At 64.8% G+C, this 19,972-nt stretch carries 17 protein-coding genes; 9 read left to right on the forward strand and 8 right to left on the reverse strand.

What is annotated here, in order from left to right; translation table 11 throughout:
* Nucleotides 1-2: 2 nt before the first annotated feature.
* Nucleotides 3-824, reverse strand: coding sequence for an SDR family oxidoreductase (locus tag E1748_RS06200; protein WP_133646245.1), 822 nt, complete (start codon nt 822-824; stop codon nt 3-5).
* A 106-nt stretch (nt 825-930) separates the two neighbouring features.
* Here E1748_RS06200 and E1748_RS06205 point away from each other — a divergent pair, with 106 nt between their 5' ends.
* Nucleotides 931-1,875: a LysR family transcriptional regulator gene (locus tag E1748_RS06205; RefSeq protein WP_133646246.1), complete on the forward strand. Its 945-nt coding sequence runs from the start codon at nt 931-933 to the stop codon at nt 1,873-1,875.
* A gap of 18 nt (nt 1,876-1,893) precedes the next feature.
* Here E1748_RS06205 and E1748_RS06210 read toward each other — a convergent pair whose 3' ends face one another.
* The 3 genes from E1748_RS06210 to E1748_RS06220 all read right to left on the reverse strand — a co-directional run bounded on the left by E1748_RS06210 (nt 1,894) and on the right by E1748_RS06220 (nt 4,773).
* Nucleotides 1,894-2,760 (reverse strand): MurR/RpiR family transcriptional regulator, encoded by an 867-nt coding sequence (locus tag E1748_RS06210; protein ID WP_133646247.1) that lies wholly within the window; start codon nt 2,758-2,760, stop codon nt 1,894-1,896.
* Nucleotides 2,761-2,851: 91 nt separating this feature from the next.
* Entirely contained in the window at nt 2,852-3,934 is a 1,083-nt protein-coding gene (locus E1748_RS06215) for an ABC transporter ATP-binding protein (RefSeq protein WP_133646248.1), read from the reverse strand.
* Between the two features lie 65 nt (nt 3,935-3,999).
* Nucleotides 4,000-4,773 (reverse strand): SDR family oxidoreductase, encoded by a 774-nt coding sequence (locus E1748_RS06220; RefSeq protein ID WP_133646249.1) that lies wholly within the window; start codon nt 4,771-4,773, stop codon nt 4,000-4,002.
* A 280-nt stretch (nt 4,774-5,053) separates the two neighbouring features.
* On the opposite strand from E1748_RS06220, the gene E1748_RS06225 reads away from it, so the two are divergent.
* From E1748_RS06225 to E1748_RS06235, 3 genes are all read left to right on the forward strand, one after another.
* Nucleotides 5,054-6,286, forward strand: a complete 1,233-nt coding sequence (locus E1748_RS06225) for an ABC transporter substrate-binding protein (protein WP_133646250.1) — start codon at nt 5,054-5,056, stop codon at nt 6,284-6,286.
* 139 nt (nt 6,287-6,425) lie between these two features.
* On the forward strand, nt 6,426-7,352 hold the full coding sequence (locus tag E1748_RS06230; RefSeq protein WP_133646251.1) for a carbohydrate ABC transporter permease: 927 nt from the start codon (nt 6,426-6,428) through the stop codon (nt 7,350-7,352).
* The gene (locus tag E1748_RS06235; RefSeq protein WP_133646252.1) at nt 7,349-8,194 is read left to right on the forward strand and encodes a carbohydrate ABC transporter permease; all 846 of its coding nucleotides are present in this window, start codon (nt 7,349-7,351) and stop codon (nt 8,192-8,194) included. The genes E1748_RS06230 and E1748_RS06235 overlap by 4 nt, the downstream gene beginning before the upstream one ends.
* Nucleotides 8,195-8,223: 29 nt before the next feature.
* On the opposite strand, the gene E1748_RS06240 is transcribed toward E1748_RS06235, so the two are convergent.
* Entirely contained in the window at nt 8,224-9,816 is a 1,593-nt protein-coding gene (locus E1748_RS06240; protein WP_240766351.1) for a hybrid sensor histidine kinase/response regulator, read from the reverse strand.
* Nucleotides 9,813-11,330, reverse strand: coding sequence for an ATPase domain-containing protein (locus E1748_RS06245; protein WP_133646253.1), 1,518 nt, complete (start codon nt 11,328-11,330; stop codon nt 9,813-9,815). The genes E1748_RS06240 and E1748_RS06245 overlap by 4 nt, the downstream gene beginning before the upstream one ends.
* A gap of 352 nt (nt 11,331-11,682) precedes the next feature.
* Here E1748_RS06245 and E1748_RS06250 point away from each other — a divergent pair, with 352 nt between their 5' ends.
* Together E1748_RS06250 and E1748_RS06255 are read left to right on the forward strand one after the other, a co-directional pair.
* The gene (locus E1748_RS06250) at nt 11,683-11,967 is read left to right on the forward strand and encodes a hypothetical protein (RefSeq protein WP_133646254.1); all 285 of its coding nucleotides are present in this window, start codon (nt 11,683-11,685) and stop codon (nt 11,965-11,967) included.
* A 29-nt stretch (nt 11,968-11,996) separates the two neighbouring features.
* Nucleotides 11,997-12,221: a hypothetical protein gene (locus tag E1748_RS06255; protein ID WP_133646255.1), complete on the forward strand. Its 225-nt coding sequence runs from the start codon at nt 11,997-11,999 to the stop codon at nt 12,219-12,221.
* A 22-nt stretch (nt 12,222-12,243) separates the two neighbouring features.
* Here the strand turns inward: E1748_RS06255 and E1748_RS06260 are convergent, their stop codons facing one another.
* Both E1748_RS06260 and E1748_RS06265 read right to left on the reverse strand, forming a co-directional pair.
* Nucleotides 12,244-13,569, reverse strand: coding sequence for a sensor histidine kinase (locus tag E1748_RS06260; RefSeq protein ID WP_133646256.1), 1,326 nt, complete (start codon nt 13,567-13,569; stop codon nt 12,244-12,246).
* A complete protein-coding gene (locus E1748_RS06265; protein ID WP_133646257.1) occupies nt 13,566-14,228 on the reverse strand; it encodes a response regulator in 663 nt (220 codons plus the stop codon). The genes E1748_RS06260 and E1748_RS06265 overlap by 4 nt, the downstream gene beginning before the upstream one ends.
* A gap of 151 nt (nt 14,229-14,379) precedes the next feature.
* Here E1748_RS06265 and E1748_RS06270 point away from each other — a divergent pair, with 151 nt between their 5' ends.
* From E1748_RS06270 to E1748_RS06280, 3 genes are read left to right on the forward strand one after another with little or no spacing between them, the layout of a single operon-like run.
* Nucleotides 14,380-15,801, forward strand: coding sequence for a TolC family protein (locus E1748_RS06270; protein ID WP_240766352.1), 1,422 nt, complete (start codon nt 14,380-14,382; stop codon nt 15,799-15,801).
* Nucleotides 15,791-16,924, forward strand: coding sequence for an efflux RND transporter periplasmic adaptor subunit (locus E1748_RS06275; RefSeq protein ID WP_133646258.1), 1,134 nt, complete (start codon nt 15,791-15,793; stop codon nt 16,922-16,924). Before E1748_RS06270 ends, E1748_RS06275 begins: the two co-directional genes overlap by 11 nt.
* Nucleotides 16,921-19,968, forward strand: a complete 3,048-nt coding sequence (locus E1748_RS06280; protein ID WP_133646259.1) for an efflux RND transporter permease subunit — start codon at nt 16,921-16,923, stop codon at nt 19,966-19,968. The genes E1748_RS06275 and E1748_RS06280 overlap by 4 nt, the downstream gene beginning before the upstream one ends.
* Nucleotides 19,969-19,972: the final 4 nt, after the last annotated feature.

Genomic DNA, 19,972 nt, shown 5'->3' on the forward strand with positions numbered 1-19,972 from the left:
GCTTACGCAGACGGAAACCGCGCCCGCATGAACTCGATATACGCCTGATCGTCGAGCGTGCGGCGCGCACGCACGAATCCGCGCGCATCGTCGCCGACGAGGTAGCGCAACCGGTCGGTACCGTCGGTCGCGGCTTCGTGGATCACGGCAGCGATGTCGTCGGCGGTCATGTTGCTCGCGGCCATCATTCCGGCGAACGCTTCGTTGGTCCGTGCGACGAATGCGTCGTAGTCATGCAACGTCGGGTTGCCCTGCGCGCTTTCGGCCGTCCGCGCGTTGAAGCGCGTGCTCGTCACGCCGCCGTGCGGATCGACCAGCTTCACGCCGATCCCCTGCGACGCCAGCTCGTACGACAGCGCCTCGCTAAAGCCTTCGAGCGCGAACTTGCTCGCGCAATAGAGCGAGACGAGCGGCAGGCCGAAGATGCCCGCGCCCGACCCCACGTTGACGATCGTACCCGCGCGCCGCGCCCGAAAATGCGGCAGCACCGCGCGCGTGACGTCCATCACGCCGAACACGTTGACGTCGAACTGCGCCTGGATCTGCTCGCGCGACAGCGCTTCGAACAATCCCCACTGACCGTAGCCCGCGTTGTTGACCAGCACGTCGAGCGTGCCGAAACGCGCGATGCCTGCGTCGACCGCACTGACTATGCTGTCGTGATCCTGGAGATCCAGCCGCTCGACCAGCACGTTGTCCGCCGCGAGCGACGCGTCGGGTTCGCGCATCGTCGCGACGACGTTCCATCCTTCGGCCGCGAAGCGCTGCGCGGTAGCACGTCCGATGCCTGACGACGCACCGGTAATCAAAACTGTTCTGCTCATCTGTTGCTCTCCCTGTGAGGTCTTACGAGATTCGAGCAAGATAGCAACGGGGTATCGATGCGACAATACGCCGCCGATTGCACAGGTTGATGCAGGGAACAGCACAATGAACCGGACTGCCTTATCCGAACTGACCGCCGTCGAAGCCGTCGCCGCGCATCGCAGCTTTCGCGGCGCCGCGAAGGAACTCGGCATATCGCCATCCGCGCTCAGCCACTCGGTGGCCGCGCTCGAACAGCGGATGGGCGTACGTCTCTTTCATCGCACGACACGCAGCGTGTCGCTGACCGAAGCCGGCGAGCAGTTTCTCGCGCGTGTCACACCGGCGCTGCGCGAGATCTCCGCCGCGATCGACGAAGCGAACACGCATCGGGCGACGCCGGCCGGCACATTGCGCATCAATACATCGGAAGCCGCCGCGCTGCGCCTGATGAACCCGGCCGTCTACGAATTCCTGCGGCGCTGTCCGGACATGAAGCTCGATCTCGTCACCGATGCGCGGCTCGTCGATATCGTCGCCGAGGGGTTCGACGCGGGCGTGCGGCAGATCGGGCACGTGCCGCACGACATGATCGCGGTGCCGTGCAGTACGCCGGTGCGCTTCGTCGTCGTGGGCTCGCCCGCGTATTTCGCGCAGCACACAAAGCCGCGCGTCCCCGACGATCTGCGCACGCACGCGTGCATTCGCGCGCGGCTGCCGGGCAGTGCACCGTACAAGTGGGAATTCGCGAAACGTGGCGAACGCGTGCAGATCGACGTGAACGGCGCACTGATGCTCGACAGCCCGCATTTGATTCTCGACGCCGCGTTGCACGGCGTCGGTCTCGCATGGATGAGCGAATGGGCCGTGGCCCGGGCGGTCGCGGCCGGCGATCTCGTCACCGTGCTCGACGACTGGGCCGAAGAAGCACCGGGGCTGTGTCTGTATTACCCCGGACACCGGCACGTACCGGCGGGACTACGTGCGTTTATCGACGTCCTGCGCGAGAAAGCGCGCGAAACACCGGTGGAGCAGGAGGAGTACGGACAGCCGGTCATGACGTCCACGTGACGTCGGCGTGTCAGTGCGTCAGCTCTCGCCTGCCGCCGGCTCCGCTTCGTGCCCGAGCCGCGCCTTTGCGTGACGCATCTTCTCCAGCGTCTTCGGTCCGAGCCGCAATGCCACGCCGATCGCCAGTGCATCCATGATGCACAGATGCACGAGCCGCGACACGCCCGGCGTATTCGGATCGATCGGACTCGCGACGCGCAGCAGCAGCGGAATATCGACGAGCCACGCAAGCCGCGACCCGACGTTGGTCAGCGCGATCGTCGTCGCGCCGCGTTCCTTCGCGATCTGGATGCTCTCGTTCACTTCGATGCTGCGCCCCGCATGCGAAATCGCGAACGCGACGTCGCCGGGTTCCATCAAGCCCGCATAAAGACGCTGCAGATGACCGTCGGTGAAGGCGTTCGCCGCGAGATCGAGGCGCAGGAAACGCAGTGCCGCGTCCTGCGCAACGAGACCCGAGCCCGAACCGACACCGAAGAAAAACACGCGCCGCGCATGCGCAATCGCGGCGATCGCCGCATCGACTGCTACGGGATCGAGTGCGCCGCGCGCATGCGTGATGCCGTCGACGGCTGCTTTACCGACCTTGTCGAGCAGGGTCTCGATGTCGTCGTCGCGTGCGACCGCGGTCGATGCATACGGCAGCCCGCCCGCGACGCTCTGCGCGAGCTGCATCTTGAAGTCACGCAGACCGTGCGCGCCGACCGCGCGGCAGAAGCGTGTCACGGAAGGCTCGGACACGTCGGCCCGCTGCGCGAGTTCGGTGATACTCCCGCGCATCGCGAAGTCGACGTCCGAGAGCACCATGTCGGCGACCTTGCGCTCGGCCGGCCGCAACGACGTCAGCGCACTGCGGATGTGGGGAATCAGATTCGGTGCGGACACCCGTGCGTTCCTTATGGCTTGAGGGCTGGAATCCGCGTGTCGTGAGCGGTGCCGGTCGAAATCCGACCGACCCGCGTATCACGCGACGGTATCAGTCGATCCTCCGTCCACTCTCCGTGTCGAACAGGTGAAGATGCTCGGCCGGCAGGCGCAACGTCACGCGCTGGCCGGGCTCGAATGCGGTGCGCCGGCGGCTCGTGACGCACCACGTCGCGCCGCCGATCTTGCCGTACAGATGCGTTTCCGCACCGGTCGGCTCGACGACTTCGATGTTCATCGCGACGCCTCCCGCTGAAGCGGCAGCATCGAGTTCGATATGTTCGGGCCGCACGCCTAGCGTGAGCTTCGCGCCGACTGCGGCCTGCGCAGCGACCGCGCCGGGCAGCGCGACTTCGGCACCGTCGAACGTCAGCGCCGGTCCCTGCGCGCCGGCCGTCACGACGCCCTCGACAAAATTCATCGAAGGCGAACCGAGAAAGCTCGCGACAAACAGATTCGCGGGCCGGTCGTACAGATCGAGCGGCCGGCCGATCTGCTCGATACGTCCTGCGTTCATCACGACGATGCGATCGGCCATCGTCATCGCTTCGATCTGGTCGTGCGTCACGTAGATCACAGTGTTTTTCAGCCGCTGATGCAGCGCCTTGATCTCGGTACGCATCTGCACGCGCAGCTTCGCGTCGAGGTTCGACAGCGGCTCGTCGAACAGGAACAGCGACGGCTCGCGCACCACCGCGCGGCCCATCGCGACGCGCTGCCGCTGACCGCCCGACAGCGCACGCGGCAACCGGTCCAGATAACCGCCGAGGTTCAGCATCTTCGCGGCCGCTTCGATACGCGGCTTGAAGTTCGCGACCGACTCTTTGCGGATACGCGGACCGAACGCGATGTTCTCGTACACCGACAGATGCGGATACAGCGCGTAGCTCTGGAACACCATCGAAATATTGCGCTGCTGCGGCGCGAGACTGTTCGCACGCGTGCCGCCGATCAGCAAATCGCCGCCGCTGATTTCCTCGAGACCCGCGACCATCCGCATCAGCGTGCTCTTGCCGCAACCCGACGGGCCGACCAGCACGACGAATTCGCCGTCGTCGATATCGAGGTCGATGCCGTGCACGACCTGGGTTTCGCCGTAGCGCTTGAAGATGCCGCTCAGTTGCACTGCTGCCATGCTGTCCTCGTGACGGGTTTTACGTGTTGCGCAGTGAATCGCTTCAACGTGATCTCACAGCGATTTCACAGCGGTTCAAGCGTCAGTTCCTCGGTCATCGGCCGGTTGCCCGCCATCAGGCCGCCGTCCACCGGCAACGCAACGCCGGTGATCACGCGCGCCATCGGCGACGCGAGGAACAGCACCGCATCGGCGATATCGTCGGGCGTCGCGAAATCGCGCAACGGGTACCACTTGCGCAGGTTTTCGAACACCTGCGGATTCTTTTCGACGCGCGCTTTCCACGCCTTCGTCTGCACCGTGCCCGGACAGACGATGTTCGCGCGGATGCCGAAGCGACCCAGCTCAATAGCGAGCGATTTCGTGTAGCTGATGAGGCCGGCCTTCGCTGCGCTGTATGCGGGATGACCGAGCGACGTCAAACCGTTGACCGAGCCGATCAGCACCATCGCGCCGCGCTGCCGCTCGATCATCGATGCGCGCACCGACTCGACCACGTGGTACGTGCCGTTCAGGTTCAGATGCACATCGCGATGCCAGCTGGCGACGTCCGTGGTCGCGAGCGTCGCGCTCTTGGCGCCGCCCGCGTTCGCGACCAGCACGTCGACCGGACCGCGCACCGCGACGGCCGCATCCACCGCCGCACGCACGGCAGCCGCATCGCCGATATCGGCCGCGACCGGCGTCACGTGCGCCGCACCAAGTTCGGCGACCAGCGCATCGAGCCCGGCAGCATCGACGTCCAGCGCGAGCACCGTGTCGCCTTCCGCGACGAACCGCCTGCACAGCACGCTGCCGATCCCGCCGCCCGCTCCCGTCACCAGTACGACCCGCTTCATGTTCGCTCCCGCGTGTGCCCGAGCCGGTGGCCAGGCCTGTAAATTTCCAACATATGGGTTCATGCGCCGTGGTGGTGGAGGTCCTAGGGTAAACCCTGGTCGATCCTCGCAAAGCACACGATACCCCTGCTTTTACAGCATCTTATGCACAAATCGCTCCGAGAAAAAATATCGCCAACCCTACGTGACAACATTTTTTTCGTCCTGTAGGATTTTTACAAACAAGAATTCCAACCCAGCGGCCGGTTGCCGGCGGCAGACCACCCCAAGGAGAGTCGAAATGTCGTTGCATGCACGTGCTTCCCTCGTGCTCGGCAGGATTGCCGTAGCACTCGCATTTGCAGGTATCGCCCATGCGGCGCAGGCCGACACGGTCCGCGTCACCGTCGCGCACTACAGCGACGCGACGGCGCCGTACTTCGAGAAGATGGCCAAAAACTTCGAGAAGGCGAATCCTGGCACCACGATCAAGATCGAAGATGTGAACTGGGACACGCTGCAGCAGAAACTGCAGACGGACATCTCGGGCGGCGCCAACGCCGACCTCGCGATCGTCGGCACGCGCTGGCTGCTCGACTTCGTGAAGGACGACGTCGCCGAGCCGCTCGACGGCTACATGGACCCGAGCTTCAAGAACCGCTTCATCGGGCCGTTCCTGGCCCCTGGCGAGATCAACGGCAAGGTCTACGGCCTGCCGATCGCCGCATCCGCACGCGCGCTGTACTACAACAAGGACCTGCTCGCGAAGGCCGGCTTCCCGAACGGACCGAAGACCTGGGACGACGTGATCGCCGCATCGAAGAAGCTGAAGTCGATGGGTGTCGCGGGCTTCGGTCTGCAGGGCAAGGAAATCGAAACGGACGTGTACTGGTACTACGCGCTGTGGACGAACGGCGGCGACGTGGTCGGCAAGGACGGCAAAGCCGCGTTCAATTCGCCGGCCGGCATCAAGGCCGCGACGCTGTACAAGACGCTGATCGACGACGGTCTCACGCAACCCGGCGTGACCGGCTACAGCCGCGAGGACGTGCAGAATCTGTTCAAGCAGGGCCGCGTCGCGATGGTGATCTCCGCGCCGTTCCTCTCGAAGCAGATCAAGAAGGAAGCGCCGACGCTTAAATACGGCATCGATCCGATCCCGATGGGCACGACGCACGCCACCTACGCGGTGACCGATTCGATCGTGATGTTCAAGAACTCGAAGGTGAAGAAGAGCGCGTGGAAGTTCCTCGACTATCTGTTCACGAAGGAACCGCGCGTCGAGTTCACGAGCACCGAAGGCTTCCTGCCGACGACGAAGGCCGAAGCCACCGATCCGGCCTTCAACGATCCGGACACGAAGGCATTCGTCGCACTGCTGCCGACCGCGAAGTTCGCACCGACCATCACCGGTTGGGAAGACACCGCGAAGGCCGTATCGAATGCGATGCAGTCGATCTACCTCGGCAAGGCGAAGCCCGCCGACGCGCTGAACGCTGCTGCAACCGAAGCGAACAAGGCGCTCGGCCACTGATGTAGTGCGGGCGGTTCTGTCCGCCGCGTCGCGCATGTAACGTGCGCGACGCGGCATCTGCCCTTTCTGTCGCGCCGGCCGCACATTGCTGTACGTCGCCGAACCTCGCCGGACCGGCGCTTCCCGAGATCGAACCCGCATGAGCCGTTCCAGCCTCTCCAGTCTTCCCGGCATTGCTGCCCCCACCGCGAGGCGTCGCCTGCCGGTGGCATGGCTGCTGATCGCGCCGAGTCTGATCCTCGCGCTGTTCATCATCAGCTACCCGATCTACAACATCGTGTTCCAGTCGATGCACGAGGTGTCGCGCTTCGGTGCGATTCGCGGCTTTAACGGGATCGCGAATTTCACTGCGGTGTTTTCCGATCCGGTGTTCGCCGAGGCGGCGCAACGCACGGTCGTGTGGACCGCCGCGGTGGTCGGCGGCACGGTGCTGATCTCGGTGCCGGTCGCGCTCGTGCTGAACCAGGATTTTTACGGCCGTGGCGTCGCACGGACGATCGTGATGCTGCCGTGGTCCGTATCGCTGACGATGACGGCGGTGGTATGGCGCTGGGCGTTCAACGACGACTACGGGATGGTCAACGTCACGCTGCAACGTCTTGGTTTGATCGGCGGTCCGATTCACTGGCTCGCCACACCTGAATTCGCGTTCCCCGTCGAGATCGCAGTCGGCATTCTCGTGTCGATTCCGTTCACGGTGACGATTCTGCTCGGCGGGTTGTCGTCGGTGCCTGGCGACATCTACGAAGCGGCGCGCATCGACGGCGCGAGCGCATGGCAGCAGTTCCGCAAGCTGACGCTGCCGCTGCTGCGGCCGTTCATCAACATGGCGATCCTGCTGAACGTGATCTACGTGTTCAACTCGTTTCCGATCATCTGGGTGATGACGCAGGGCGGCCCCGACAACGGCACGCATATCCTCGTCACGTACCTGTACGAACTCGGCTTCCGGCTCGGCCGGCCGGGCGAAGCCGCAGCCGTCTCGATCATCATGCTCGTGATGCTGTTCGTGTTCTCGATTGCGTACCTGCGCATGCTGCCGCAGAAGGAAGGAGACACGGCATGAGTTCGAAAATGAAGCGCACGCTGTGGTGCTGGATCGCGCTCGCGCCGCTCGTCGTGCTGGTGCTGTTTCCGTTCGCGGTGATGCTGTTCACGTCGCTGAAACCCGCGAACGAAGTGTTCGTCTATCCGGCGCGCTGGCTGCCGGTGCACTGGCACTGGCAGAATTTCGCGGACATGTGGGAAGCGGCGAATTTCGGCGTCGCGCTGCGCAACAGCGCGGTCATCAGCGTGCTGTCCACCGCGCTCGCACTCGCGGTCAGCCTGCCCGCCGCGTACGCGCTCGCACGCTTTCCGTTTCGCGGACGCAGCACGTATCGTCAGTTCCTGCTCGTTACGCAGATGCTGTCGCCGATCCTGCTGGTGGTCGGCCTGTTCCGCCTCGCTGCGATGATCCCGTACGGCGACGGCAACCTCGTCGATTCGAAGATCGGCGTGATCGTGTCGTACGCGGCGTTCAACATTGCGTTCGCGGTGTGGATGCTGTCGTCGTATTTCCAGACCGTGCCGCGCGATCTCGAAGAAGCCGCATGGCTTGAAGGATGCAGCCGTACGCGTGCAGTGTTCCGCGTGTTCCTGCCGCTCGCAGTGCCCGCGATCGTCGTCACCGCGATCTTCACGTTCATCAATGCGTGGAATGAATTCGCGGTGGTGTACACGCTGATCCGCTCGCCTGAGAACAAGACGCTCACCGTGCAGGTGACCGACATGGTCGCCGGGAAGTACACGGTCGAATGGCATCTCGTGATGGCGGCGACGCTGTGCGCAACGCTGCCGGTGTCGATCGTGTTCGCGTGGTTGCAGCGGTATATGGTGAAGGGGCTCGCGCTCGGCGCGGTGAAGTAACGAGTGTTTTGTACGCTAGTTACGTTGCATCACCCGCCGCGTTTGTGAGCGACGACGTTCGCTTTCGGCCGCATTTCGAACAGCCCGATCAACGCATCCAGTTCGACCGGCTTCACCAGATGATGATCGAAGCCCGCGTCGGAAGCGCGCTTCACATCGTCGACCTGACCGTAACCGGTGATCGCGATCAGCATCGCGTTGCGTGTCGCCGGATTCGCGCGCAGCGCACGCGCAACGTCATAGCCGTCCATCCCCGGCAAACCGATGTCGAGCAGCACGACGTCGGTCCGATGATGGAGGCAGTGGTCGAGCGCGCCGTGTCCGTCGGACGCCATGCAGACGCGGTGTCCGCGCATCTCGAGCAGCATCGTCAGCGATTCGGCGGCGTCGACGTTGTCGTCTACCACCAGGATGTCGAGCGGCCGGTCGGGCATCGTGGAGCGAGGCTTGCGCGAGATGGCGTCCAGTGCACGCGCGTGTATCACCGGCAACTGCACGCGCACCCGCGTGCCGCGTCCGTAGCCTTCGCTCGATAGTTCAATCGTGCCGTCGTGCATCGCGACGAGCGACTGCACGACCGACAGTCCGATCCCGAGTCCACCCTGCGCGCGGTCCAGCGAACGGTTCGCCTGGCTGAACAGTTCGAAGACATGCGGCAGTTCGTCGGCGGCGATGCCGAGTCCATCGTCGGTGACGTAGACCGATGCGTGGCCGTCATCGAGCGTCACGCCGATCTCGATGTGGCCGCCTTCCGGCGTGTACTTCGCGGCGTTGTCGAGCAGGTTGCCGAAGATCTGCACGAGCCGCGTGGGATCGCCCCATATGTGCAACGGCACCTCGGGCAGCGCAATCGCAAAGTGGTGCCGGCGCGCATCGATCATCGGACGCGACACCTCGACCGCGCGCGAGAGCACGACGCCCAGCTCGATTTCCGATTTCTTCAGCGTGATCTTGCCGGTCGTGATCCGCGATACGTCGAGCAGATCCTCCAGCAGATTCGTCAGATGACGGCTTTGCCGCTCGATCAGTTCGCGTGCCCAGCGCACGCGATCGGGCAAACCGGTTTCGACCATCTTCAGCGCCTCGGCGGCGTTGCGGATCGGCGCGAGCGGATTGCGCAGTTCGTGCGCGAGCATCGCGAGAAATTCGTCCTTGCGACGATCGGCTTGCTGCAGACGCTCGGCCGTCTCCGCACGCTCGACGAGCAGCGCGCGCGCCGAGTATTGCCGGCGCCGCGCACGCGACGCGCCGCGCGCGATACTGACGAGCGTGTCGCCGTGCACAGGTCGCTCGACCAGCACAACATTACCCAGTTGCCGCACGCCGCGCGCCGCCGCGTCGAACACACTGTTGCGGCCCTTGCCCACCAGCAGCACGAACGGAAAATCCGACCACAGCGGCTGCGTCTGGATCCATCCGGCCAGCAGATCGAGCGTCGCTTCGCTCGCTGCTTCCTCGGCGATCAACGCGCAGGCCGCGCCGAGCGCGAGCCCTTCGAGCAGATCGCCGATCTCGTCGCAGACGTGGCTCTCCAGGCCTTCCTTCGCGAGGAGGCTCTCGATGACGCGGGCATCGCGTCCGTACGGTGCGAGGATCAGTATCCGGTCTTCCACGATGGTCACTTGCTGGCGCCGCCCCTATCAGCCAGCAGCGGCATCGTTCCACGATAGGTCGTGAGGCCGGCCAGCACGCCGTCGAAATCGCGCAGCGGCTCGCCCACCTGCACACCGCGCGGGCCGATGCGGAATTCGCGGATCGTCCGTTCGTGCGCGCTCGTGCGGCTCTTCAGCACCGACACCGCGGACAGCACCTCGCCCGCGCATTCGAAGAAACGGAACAGCAGCAGCGCGTCGCTCAGGTAGCTCAGATCGATATCGGTTGCCACGTTGCCGATCACGCCGTGCTGACCGAGCACGAGCAACGTCACGACGCCCTGCTGGTTCAGATAGCTCAGCAGTTCGTGCATCTGCAGCGTCAGGTAGCGCTGACCCGGCATCGCCTGCAGGTACGCGTTCAGACTGTCGATCACGACCGTCGACACGCCGCTCTGCTCGACCGCCACGCGCACGCGGCTCGCGAACTGCCCCGGCGACAGCTCCGCCGGATCGATCTGCTGGATCAGCAGGCGGCCCTCTTCGATGTAGCGCGCGAACGGCATGCCGATCGCGTCCGCGCGTGCCAGCATGGTGCGCAGCGTCTCGTCGAACAGGAAGTAGATCGCCCGTTCGCCGCGCTCGATGGCGCTCTGCGTGCAACGCATCGCGGTCGTCGTCTTGCCGACACCGGACGGTCCCACCAGCAACGTGTTGGTGCCGGTGGGAAGCCCGCCGCCAAAGAGCGCATCGAGTCCTTCGATGCCGGTCGAATGCGTGGCCGCCACGAATTCGCGATGATGGTCGGACGCGACGAGACGCGGAAAGACCTTGACGCCGCCGGTCTCGATATCGAAGTCGTGATGGCCGCCGACGAACCTCATCCCGCGCATCTTCGCGATCCTCAGGCGCCGGCGTTCGGCGCCGTAGTCGGGCTGAACGTGATCGAGACTGACGACGCCATGACAGATGCTGTGCAACTGCAGATCGCCGGGCTCGGAAGTCTTGTCGTCGAGCAGCCATACCGTGCACTGGCGACTCGAAAAAAACTGCTTCAGCACGAGCACCTGACGGCGGTATTTCAGCGCGTCCTGCGCGAGCAGCCGCATCTCCGACAGGCTGTCGAAGACGATCCGCTTCGGCGCATGATCGAGCACCTTGCGCATCACCTCGCCGACAGTCTCGCCGAGTTCGATCTCGGACGGATGCAGGATCGACTGCCCTTCGTCCGGACTCAGCCGCTCTTCGCTGACGAGTTCGTGCACGTGCAGCCCGTCGAGCGTCCAGCCGTGCGACGTCGCAACCGCGCGCAGCTCGTCGGCGGTCTCGGACAGCGTGATGTACAGCCCAGGCTCGCCGCGCCGTAGGCCTTCGAGCAGAAATTGCAGGGCGAGTGTAGTTTTACCCGCCCCCGGGGCCCCTTCGACGAGATAGACCCGATTGTCGACAAGGCCGCCCAGCAGCACTTCATCCAGTCCCGATACGCCGGTGGAGACACGTTCCTGTTGCGGAATGTCCATTAGCGATTTGACCCGATCGTTCATGACCCCCTCACGTTGTTTTGCAATGCCGCCAGATGCTGCAAAAACGGTGCCAGCGTGCGTCGGGAACCGCCCGACGCCCCGGCTGTCGCAGGCCGCGCGGCGCCAATTCCGCTGTACATCGACGCCAGACCGCGTAGCATGGGGTCAAGTCCGGCGCCGCTTTTTAGGGTTGCCTTTTGTATTTGCCGTTTCATTTGCCTGCACTCCGGCCCACCGGCCGCCTTTCTATCCGACACGGCGCGCCCTCCTGTCCATCGCCGTTCGATGCAGCCGTGCATGTGCAGCACGCGCAGGTTGTGCAGATCGTCGCCTCTATTCCTACAGGCCGCGCATGCGGCCACCGGAGTTCGTCATGGCAACCGCCTCCCGCCATTACCGCGGTTTCGAGATCTATCCGCTCGTGTACCCGCACCAAGCCACGCAGACCGGATTCGGCCACAACTACGACGAGGGCTTCGATGCATCCGTGCGCATCAGCCAGCCGGACGAGACCGGTGCGCCGCCGCGCAGCCGCGTGTTCCATGTGCCCGTCGAGCGGCCGTTCGAAAGCGCGGGCGAAGCGCGGCGCGCGTCGTCGATCTACGCGGAACAGCTGATCGACGAAGGCGGCCTCGACCACACGGTGTGGGAGCGCTAGGCATGCAACGCGCGCAACACGGATTCGATATGGAACTCGCGATTCAACCCTGCGTGCCGTGCGCCGAACTGCACGGCCAGCCCTCCACCGCCGAGATGCACGCGGACCTGCGCCCGCTGACGCTGGCCGGCTCGGACACCGCGCGCGCGACTGAACACTATCGCTGCCGGCGCTGTCATGCGGAGTTCGTGCGGGTGCTCGAGGGGAGGGAGAGTCAGACGGTGTGGATGCTGATCAATGCGGGGCAGCATTGACGGTGAATGCAGCTGGGTTCGCTTATAGCCCCGCCACCGACACGCAGAGCCCTGGCCCCGGCTGGTTATTGCGTATCGACAGCGTGAGTCCCTGGCGTTCCGCGATGCGCGCGACGATCGAGAGCCCGAGACCACTGCCCTGCCCCTGCGCACCCTCGCCGCGATAGAAGCGGTCGAACACGCGCTCCAGTTCCGGCTCGGGAATGCCTGCACCCGTATCGATCACGTCGAAACCCATGCCGGTGTCCGTGCGCGTCAGCACGACGTCGACCTTGCCGCCGGCCGGCGTGTGACGGATCGCGTTGTCGATCAGATTGTTCAGCAGCACCGCGAGCGAATGCGGCTCCGCAAAAATCTGACACGTGTCCGCCTGCGTCAACGGCGCGCGAAATTCCAGACCTAGATCGACCTGCTTCGCCTCCGCGATCAGCGAGAAATCGCTGACGGCCTGCTCGCCAATACGCCGCAGACTCACCGGTTCCTTCATCGTCGCAGGCCGCGCATCTTCACGCGCGAGCGTCAGCAGCTGTTGTACGAGGTGGATGATCCGGTTGAGCCGGCCCTCGACGCGTTCGAGCGTCTGCCCTTCGCCCTTCAACGTGCCGTCGCGCGACGCAGCCTGCAATTGCAGCTTCAATGCAGCGAGCGGCGAACGCAGTTCATGTGCGGCATCGGCGACGAACGTGCGCTGCGCCTGCGAGGCCGCATTGAGTCGCAGCAGCAGATCGTCGAGTGCATCGACGAGCGGGCGGATTTCCACCGGCACCGGACCACCGGGTTGCAACGGTTCGAGCGAATCCATCGAACGCGTCGCGAGCGCGCGCGACAATCCGCCGATCGGTGCAAGCCCACGCGCGACGACGAGCAGCACCAGCACGATCGTCACCGGCACCAGCAACGACAGCGGCCACAGCGTGTGCAACGCGAGCTGCAGCGCAAGTTCTTCGCGCACGGAAATCGGCTGCGCGACCTGCACGAAACGATCGGCCTGCTCGAGCCCGAACACGCGCCAGTGATTGCCGCCGCGCTCGACCGTACGCAGACCGACTAGCATCCGGTCGAGCAACGGCGGACGCTGCGAGTGATAGACGAGCGCGCCGTTGCGATCCCAGATCTCGATGACGATGCGATCGTCCGACAGACTGCCGAAGTCGGGTGCGTGATGTTCGGCGGTGGGTGACGTGCCGATGTTCGACGGCAGCGACGTCGCGACGGTACGCAGTTCGTAGTCGAACAGTTCGCCGGCCTCCTCCTGCGCCGTGTGAAAAATGCCGAACGCCGCGATCCCCGACGCGGCAGCGAGCCCAAAGATCAGCCACCCCAGCAGCCAGCGGCGAATCGATTTCATTCGCCCCTCTTGAGCCGGTAGCCGACGCCGCGCACGGTGACGATCTGCTCCGCGCCGATCTTGCGCCGCAGGCTGTGCACATGAACCTCGATCGTGTTGCTGCCGACTTCCTCGCCCCATCCGTACAGCTTGTCCTCCAGCTCCGCTTTCGTGAACACGCGCGTCGGTTCTTCGATCAGCGCCTGCAGCAATGCGAATTCGCGCGGCACGAGTGATACGGGCACGCCCGCCTTCGTCACTTCGTGTGCGGCGGGATCGAGCGTCAGTTCGCCGTGCGCGTAGACCGGCTGCTTTTGACCAGTACGACGGCGCAGCAGCGCACGCACGCGCGCGGCGAGTTCGTCGAGATCGAATGGTTTGATCAGGTAGTCGTCCGCGCCCGCATCGAGACCGCGAATGCGGTCGTCGATTGCGTCGCGCGCGGTCAGGATGATCACCGGCGCTTCGCCGTCACGTTTGCGATAGCTGTCGAGCACGGCGATGCCGTCGAGCTTCGGCAGCCCGAGATCGAGCAGCACGAGGTCGTACACGCCATTGCCCAGCGACAGTTCGGCCTCGCGGCCATCGCGTGCCCAGTCGACCGCATAGCCCGCGCGGCGCATCGATTCCTGCACCGTTTCCGCAATCATTTCGTCGTCTTCCACCAGCAGCAGACGCATCGTTTTCTCTCCCTTCTGCGCTTCTTTGCACACGTATAGGGGCACATTGTCGCGGATAACGGGTTAAGGCAGCCTTAAGCGCTCCATCGGCAGAATCGGCGGCCTGTCCTGCGTGCATATCGCCGCGCACCGCTTATTCAGGAGCCCGAGCTTGGCTGTCAGGAAACTGCTTACCGCTGTTAGTGCGTCGCGCGTGATGCGTAGGGTCGCATGCATCGCCATCGCTACGTTAGCCTCCGGATGCACGTGGTACCGGCCTGCACCGTTATCTACGGGCGATACGTCGACATCGGCGACCGCGCTCGAACACGTGCAGATCGACCCCGCGACAATGCCGCTGCCCGAACTCGCTACGCATCGTTTCGATCCGTCGGATGGTCTCGACATCGAAGAAGTCGCGATGCTCGCGGTGGCTAACAATCCCGATCTGAAGCTCGCTCGCGACGATCTCGGCATGGCACGCGCACAGGCGTTTTCCGCGGGCCTGCTGCCCGACCCGCAACTGAGCGTGTCGAGCGACTACCCCGGCGCGCCCGGCACCACGCGCGCGTTCAATTATGGCTTGAGCATGGACGTGATGGCGATCGTTACGCGCGGCGCGAACAAAAAATCCGCCGATGCAACCGTCGTTAAAACCGATCTCACGCTGTTGTGGCAGGAATGGCAGATCGTCGCGCAGGCGAAGCAGCTGTTTCTGAAAGCGCGCTTCGAAGAAGTAACGCTGCCGCTGCTGCAACGGCAACTCGATCTCGCACGAACGCGCTACGAGCGCATGGCGAGTGCGCAGCGCGACGGCAATTTGACATCCGATGCGACGACCGCCGCGCTCACGTCGTACGCAGACGCACGCAAGCCATACACCGACGCACGACGCGCCGCAGAACAGACGCATCACGATCTGAACGCGCTGCTCGGCCTCGCACCGGATGTGCAACTGACGCTGACGGGCAGGGACGACACCACTCCACCCGACACCGCCATGATCGACCAGGCCATCGCCGCACTGCCGAAGCGGCGTCCCGATCTGCTCGCACTGCGCGCAGGCTACGACGCGCAGGAACAGAAATATCGTGCGGCGATTCTGAGCCAGTTTCCGAGCCTGTCGGTCGGCTTCGTCCGCGCACGCGACACGTCGAACATCTACACGAGCGGCTTCCAGATCAATCTGAGTCTGCCGATCTTCAACCGCAATCGCGGCAACGTCGCGATCGAACAGGCGACGCGTCAGCGTCTGCGCGACGAGTACCAGACGCGTCTGAACCAGGCGTACGCCGACGTCGCGCATTTACGCACGGACAGTGCGCTGCTCGCGCATCAGTTGCAGCAGACCGAAGCGGCACTGCCCGACGTCGACCGTGCCGCAAGCGATGCAGCGAATGCATTCGCCGCGCACAACCTCGCGCTCGGCACCTACACCGATGCGCAGAGCGCCGCGCTCGTCAAACGCATCGACGTCGCGACGCTGCGCGAATCGCTTGCCGAACAACGTATCGGATTGCAGGCGCTGCTCGGTAGCGCGATTCCCGATCCATTTCTTTCCGCCTCAACCGCTTCCGATCCCCATGCGAACTAGCCGCTTTTCGAAACCCGCGCGACGGATCGCCGTCGGTGTCGCGGTGCTTGCTGTTGCCGCCGCTGTTGTTGGCTGGCGCGTCGTTGCGATCTCGAACGCGGTTGCTGCCTCCGCCTCCTCCACTGCGGACAACAGCAGCGTCGCCGTGCAAACCGCGACCATACAACGCGGTTCGATTGCGCAACCGGTGCGCGGCTACGGCGTCGTGTCGGCGTCCGCATCGAACGTCACCTCGATCAATCTGCCGTACGTCGCGCGGATCGTGCAGATGCGCGTGCAGCCGGGCCAGACGGTCGCACGCGGCGCAGCGCTCTTTGTCGTGCAAGCCGATGCATCGGCCGTGCTCGCCGCCGCGCAGGCACGCAGCGCGCTGACGCTCGCGCAGGGCGAACTCGTGCGCACGCAGTCGTTGTACCGCAGCGCGCTCGCGACGCAATCGCAACTCGCCGCTGCACAGAAGGCCGCTGACGACGCACGCCAGGCACTCGCCGCCCAGCAGGCAACCGGCATCGCCGCCGGCCCGCACACGATCGTCGCGCCGCTCGACGGCGTCGTCACGCAGATCGGCGCGAACCAGGGCGATCAGGTGCAGGCGGGCACGACGATTCTGCAACTCGCGGCCGCGAACGGCCGCAACGATGCGCGCGCGAACGTGATGCTCGGTGTCGAGCCCGCAGATGCCGCGTCGATCCATCCCGGCGACACAGTCACGCTGCACGGCCTGTCGACTGCCCTCGCCGGCACCGCCGTCACTGGACACGTGACGCTCGTAGGCGCCGCGATCGATGCACAGAGTCAGCTCGTCGACGTCGGCGCGAACGTACCGCTCGGGCAAACCGCATTCATTCCGGGCACACGCATCAGCGCGGACATCGCGACGCGCAGCGGCACCTGGTGGATCGTGCCGCGTTCGGCGGTGCTGAAAGACGCGCAAGGCGCCTACGTGTTCCAGGTCACGCCGCAACACAAGGCGCGACGTGTCGCGGTCGTCGCGAAGGTCGAGGACGGCGCGCGCTACGGCGTCGACGGTTCGCTCGACAGCGCGCAACCGCTCGTCACCAGCGGCAACTACGAACTGCAGGACGGCATGACCGTGCGCGTCGACGGAGGCGCTGCGCGATGAATTTCGGTCAATGGATGCAGGCGCACCGGCGCTCGCTGCTGTTCGTCATCGCGCTGCTGGCGATTGCCGGCACGCTCGCGGCGTTCCGTCTGCCGATCTCGCTGTTCCCGAACGTCGCGTTCCCGCGCGCGGTCGTGTCACTCGATGCGGGCGATCGCCCCGCCGAACAGATGGCTACGCTCGTCACGATGCCGGTCGAGGAAGCGCTGCGTCGCGTACCCAATGTGCGCGACGTCGAATCGAAGACGAGCCGCGGTGCCGCCGAAGTGTCGATCAACTTCGACTGGGGCACCGACATGTCGCAGGCGACGCTGCAGGCGCAGTCGGCGATCAGCGAAATCCTGTCGACGCTACCGGCAGGCACGTCGATGCAGGTGCGCCGGATGGACCCGACCGTGTTCCCCGTGCTCGCGTACAGCCTCACGTCGTCGCAGCAGTCGCTGTCGGCGCTGCGCGATCTCGCGCAGTTCCAGATGCGTCCGCTGCTGTCGGCGGTGGATGGTGTCGCGCGTGTCGAGGTGACGGGCGGCGCACAGGACGAGTTCGAAGTCGCGATCGATCCCGCGCGGCTCGCGGCGTTCAAGCTGTCGCTCGCCGATGTGTCGAAGGCGATCGGCGCGAGCAACGTGCTGATGGCCACCGGCCGCATCGAGGATCACGACAAGCTGTATCTGGTGATCGCGAACGCGACGGTCACGCGCATCGACGAGCTGAAGCATGTCGTCGTGTCGACAAACGGTGCGACCCAGGTGCGTCTCGGCGATATCGCTACGGTCAGCCAGGGCGTCGTGCCGCAATGGATGCGCGTCACCGCCGACGGCAAGGACGCGGTGCTGATCAACGTGTACCAGCAGCCGGGCGCGAACAGCGTCGCGATGGCGCGCGCGATCCGCACAAAGCTTGCTGATTTCAGCCATCAGATGCCGGCCGGCGTGCATCTCGCGAACTGGTACGACCAGAGCGAACTCGTGATCGCTGCCGCGACCAGCGTGCGCGACGCAATCATGATCGGCGTCGTGCTCGCGGCGTTCACGCTGTTCGCGTTCCTGCGCAACTGGAAGATCACCGCGATCGCGGTCGCGCTCGTGCCGGTCGTGATGGCCGCGACGATCCTGCTGCTCAACGTGTTCGGCATGGGCTTCAACATCATGACGCTCGGCGGGATGGCGGCCGCCGTCGGTCTCGTGATCGACGATGCGATCGTGATGATCGAACACATCGTGCGCCGTATGCGCGAAGGCGGCACGCATGCGTTCCACGGTCGCGTGCTCGCGGCGGCGCTCGAATTCACGCGACCGCTCGCGGGCTCGTCGGCGGCGACGCTGATCATTTTCGTGCCGCTCGCGTTTCTGTCGGGCGTGACGGGTGCATTTTTTAAGGCGCTGTCGGTGACGATGGCGAGCGCGCTGTTCATTTCGTTTGTCGTCACGTGGCTCGCGGTGCCGATCCTGTGCGACCGCTGGCTCAAGCACAAGGATGCCGAGGAGCATCAGGAGACGCGTTTCTCGCTGTGGATGAACCGGCGCTACACGTCGCTCGTCGAGCACGTGACCGCGCGGCCGCTGCTCGTGCTGTTCGGCGTGGTGCCGCTCATCGTCGTGGCCGCGCTCGCGTTCACACGGGTCGGCAGCGGCTTCATGCCGACGATGGACGAAGGCGGTTTCGTGCTCGACTATCACACCGAACCGGGCACATCGATTACCGAAACCGACCGGCTGATGAAGCAGGTCGAGACGATCATCAGCGCGAACCCGAACGTATCGACGTATTCGCGACGCACCGGCGCGGGGCTCGGCGGCGATCTCAACGAACCGAATCGCGGCGACTTCTTCGTGCGGCTGAAATCCGGCAAACGCGAACCGATCGAAACGGTGATGGAGGAAATCCGCACGCGCGTCGAGCATCAGGTGCCCGGCGTCAGCGTCGAACTCGCGCAGTTGATGGAGGATCTGATCGGCGATCTGACGGCCGTGCCGCAGCCGGTGCAGATCAAGATCTACTCGGACGATGCGAACACGCTCGACGCGGTCGCGCACAAAGTCGCCGCGCGGATCGGCACGATCAGCGGCGTGGTCGACGTGAACGACGGCATCAATCCGGCCGGCGATGCGCTCGAACTGCACATCCGCCCCGACGCGGCAGCGGCCGAGGGGATGGATCCGCAATCGATCGCGCAGGCTGTGTCGGACATGATCGCGGGCACCGTCGCGACGCAGTTCCAGAACGGGCCGAAGACGGTCGGCGTGCGCGTGAGCGTCGACGGCGCGCTAAAGCTGACCGATACGCAACTCGGCCGATTACAGATTCGCGCGCCGGACGGCCATCTGTTCGCACTGACGCGTGTCGCCGATATCGTCACCGTGACCGGTCAGCCGGAGATCAGCCGCGACAATCTGAAGCGAATGGTCGCGGTCACGGCGCGGATCGACGGCCGCGATCTCGGTTCGACGATTGCCGACGTGCAGCGTGCGCTCGGCGACAAGGGGCTGCTGCCCACGGGGGTCTACTACGAACTCGGCGGGCTGTACCAGCAGCAGCAGATCGCGTTCAAGGGCCTGCTCGCCGTGTTCGGTGCGGCGGTCGCGCTCGTGTTCGGCCTGCTGCTGTTCCTGTACGAACGCTTCCGCGTCGCACTTGCGGTGATGGCGATGCCGCTGCTCGCGACCGGCGCGGTGTTCATCGGGCTATGGCTCACCGGGATCGAGCTGAACATCTCCGCGATGATGGGGATGACGATGATCATCGGGATCGTCACCGAGGTCGCGATCTTCTACGTGTCGGAATTGCATGGGCTCACGCATGAAGAGGGGATGCCGTTCGAGCGCGCGATCGTCGAAGCGGGTCGTAACCGTCTGCGGCCTATCGCGATGACGACGATCGCGGCGATTCTTGCGCTGCTGCCGCTTGCGTTTGCATTGGGTCAAGGGTCGGCGATGCAGCAGCCGCTTGCGATCGCGATCATCTCGGGGCTGATCGTGCAGTTGCCGCTCGTGTTGCTGTTGCTGCCGGTATTGTTGAAGCTGTTGATGAAGCAGACGCTTTGATGCG

The sequence above is a fragment of the Paraburkholderia flava genome, from assembly GCF_004359985.1.
In the GTDB taxonomy this organism is placed as follows: Bacteria; Pseudomonadota; Gammaproteobacteria; order Burkholderiales; family Burkholderiaceae; genus Paraburkholderia; species Paraburkholderia flava.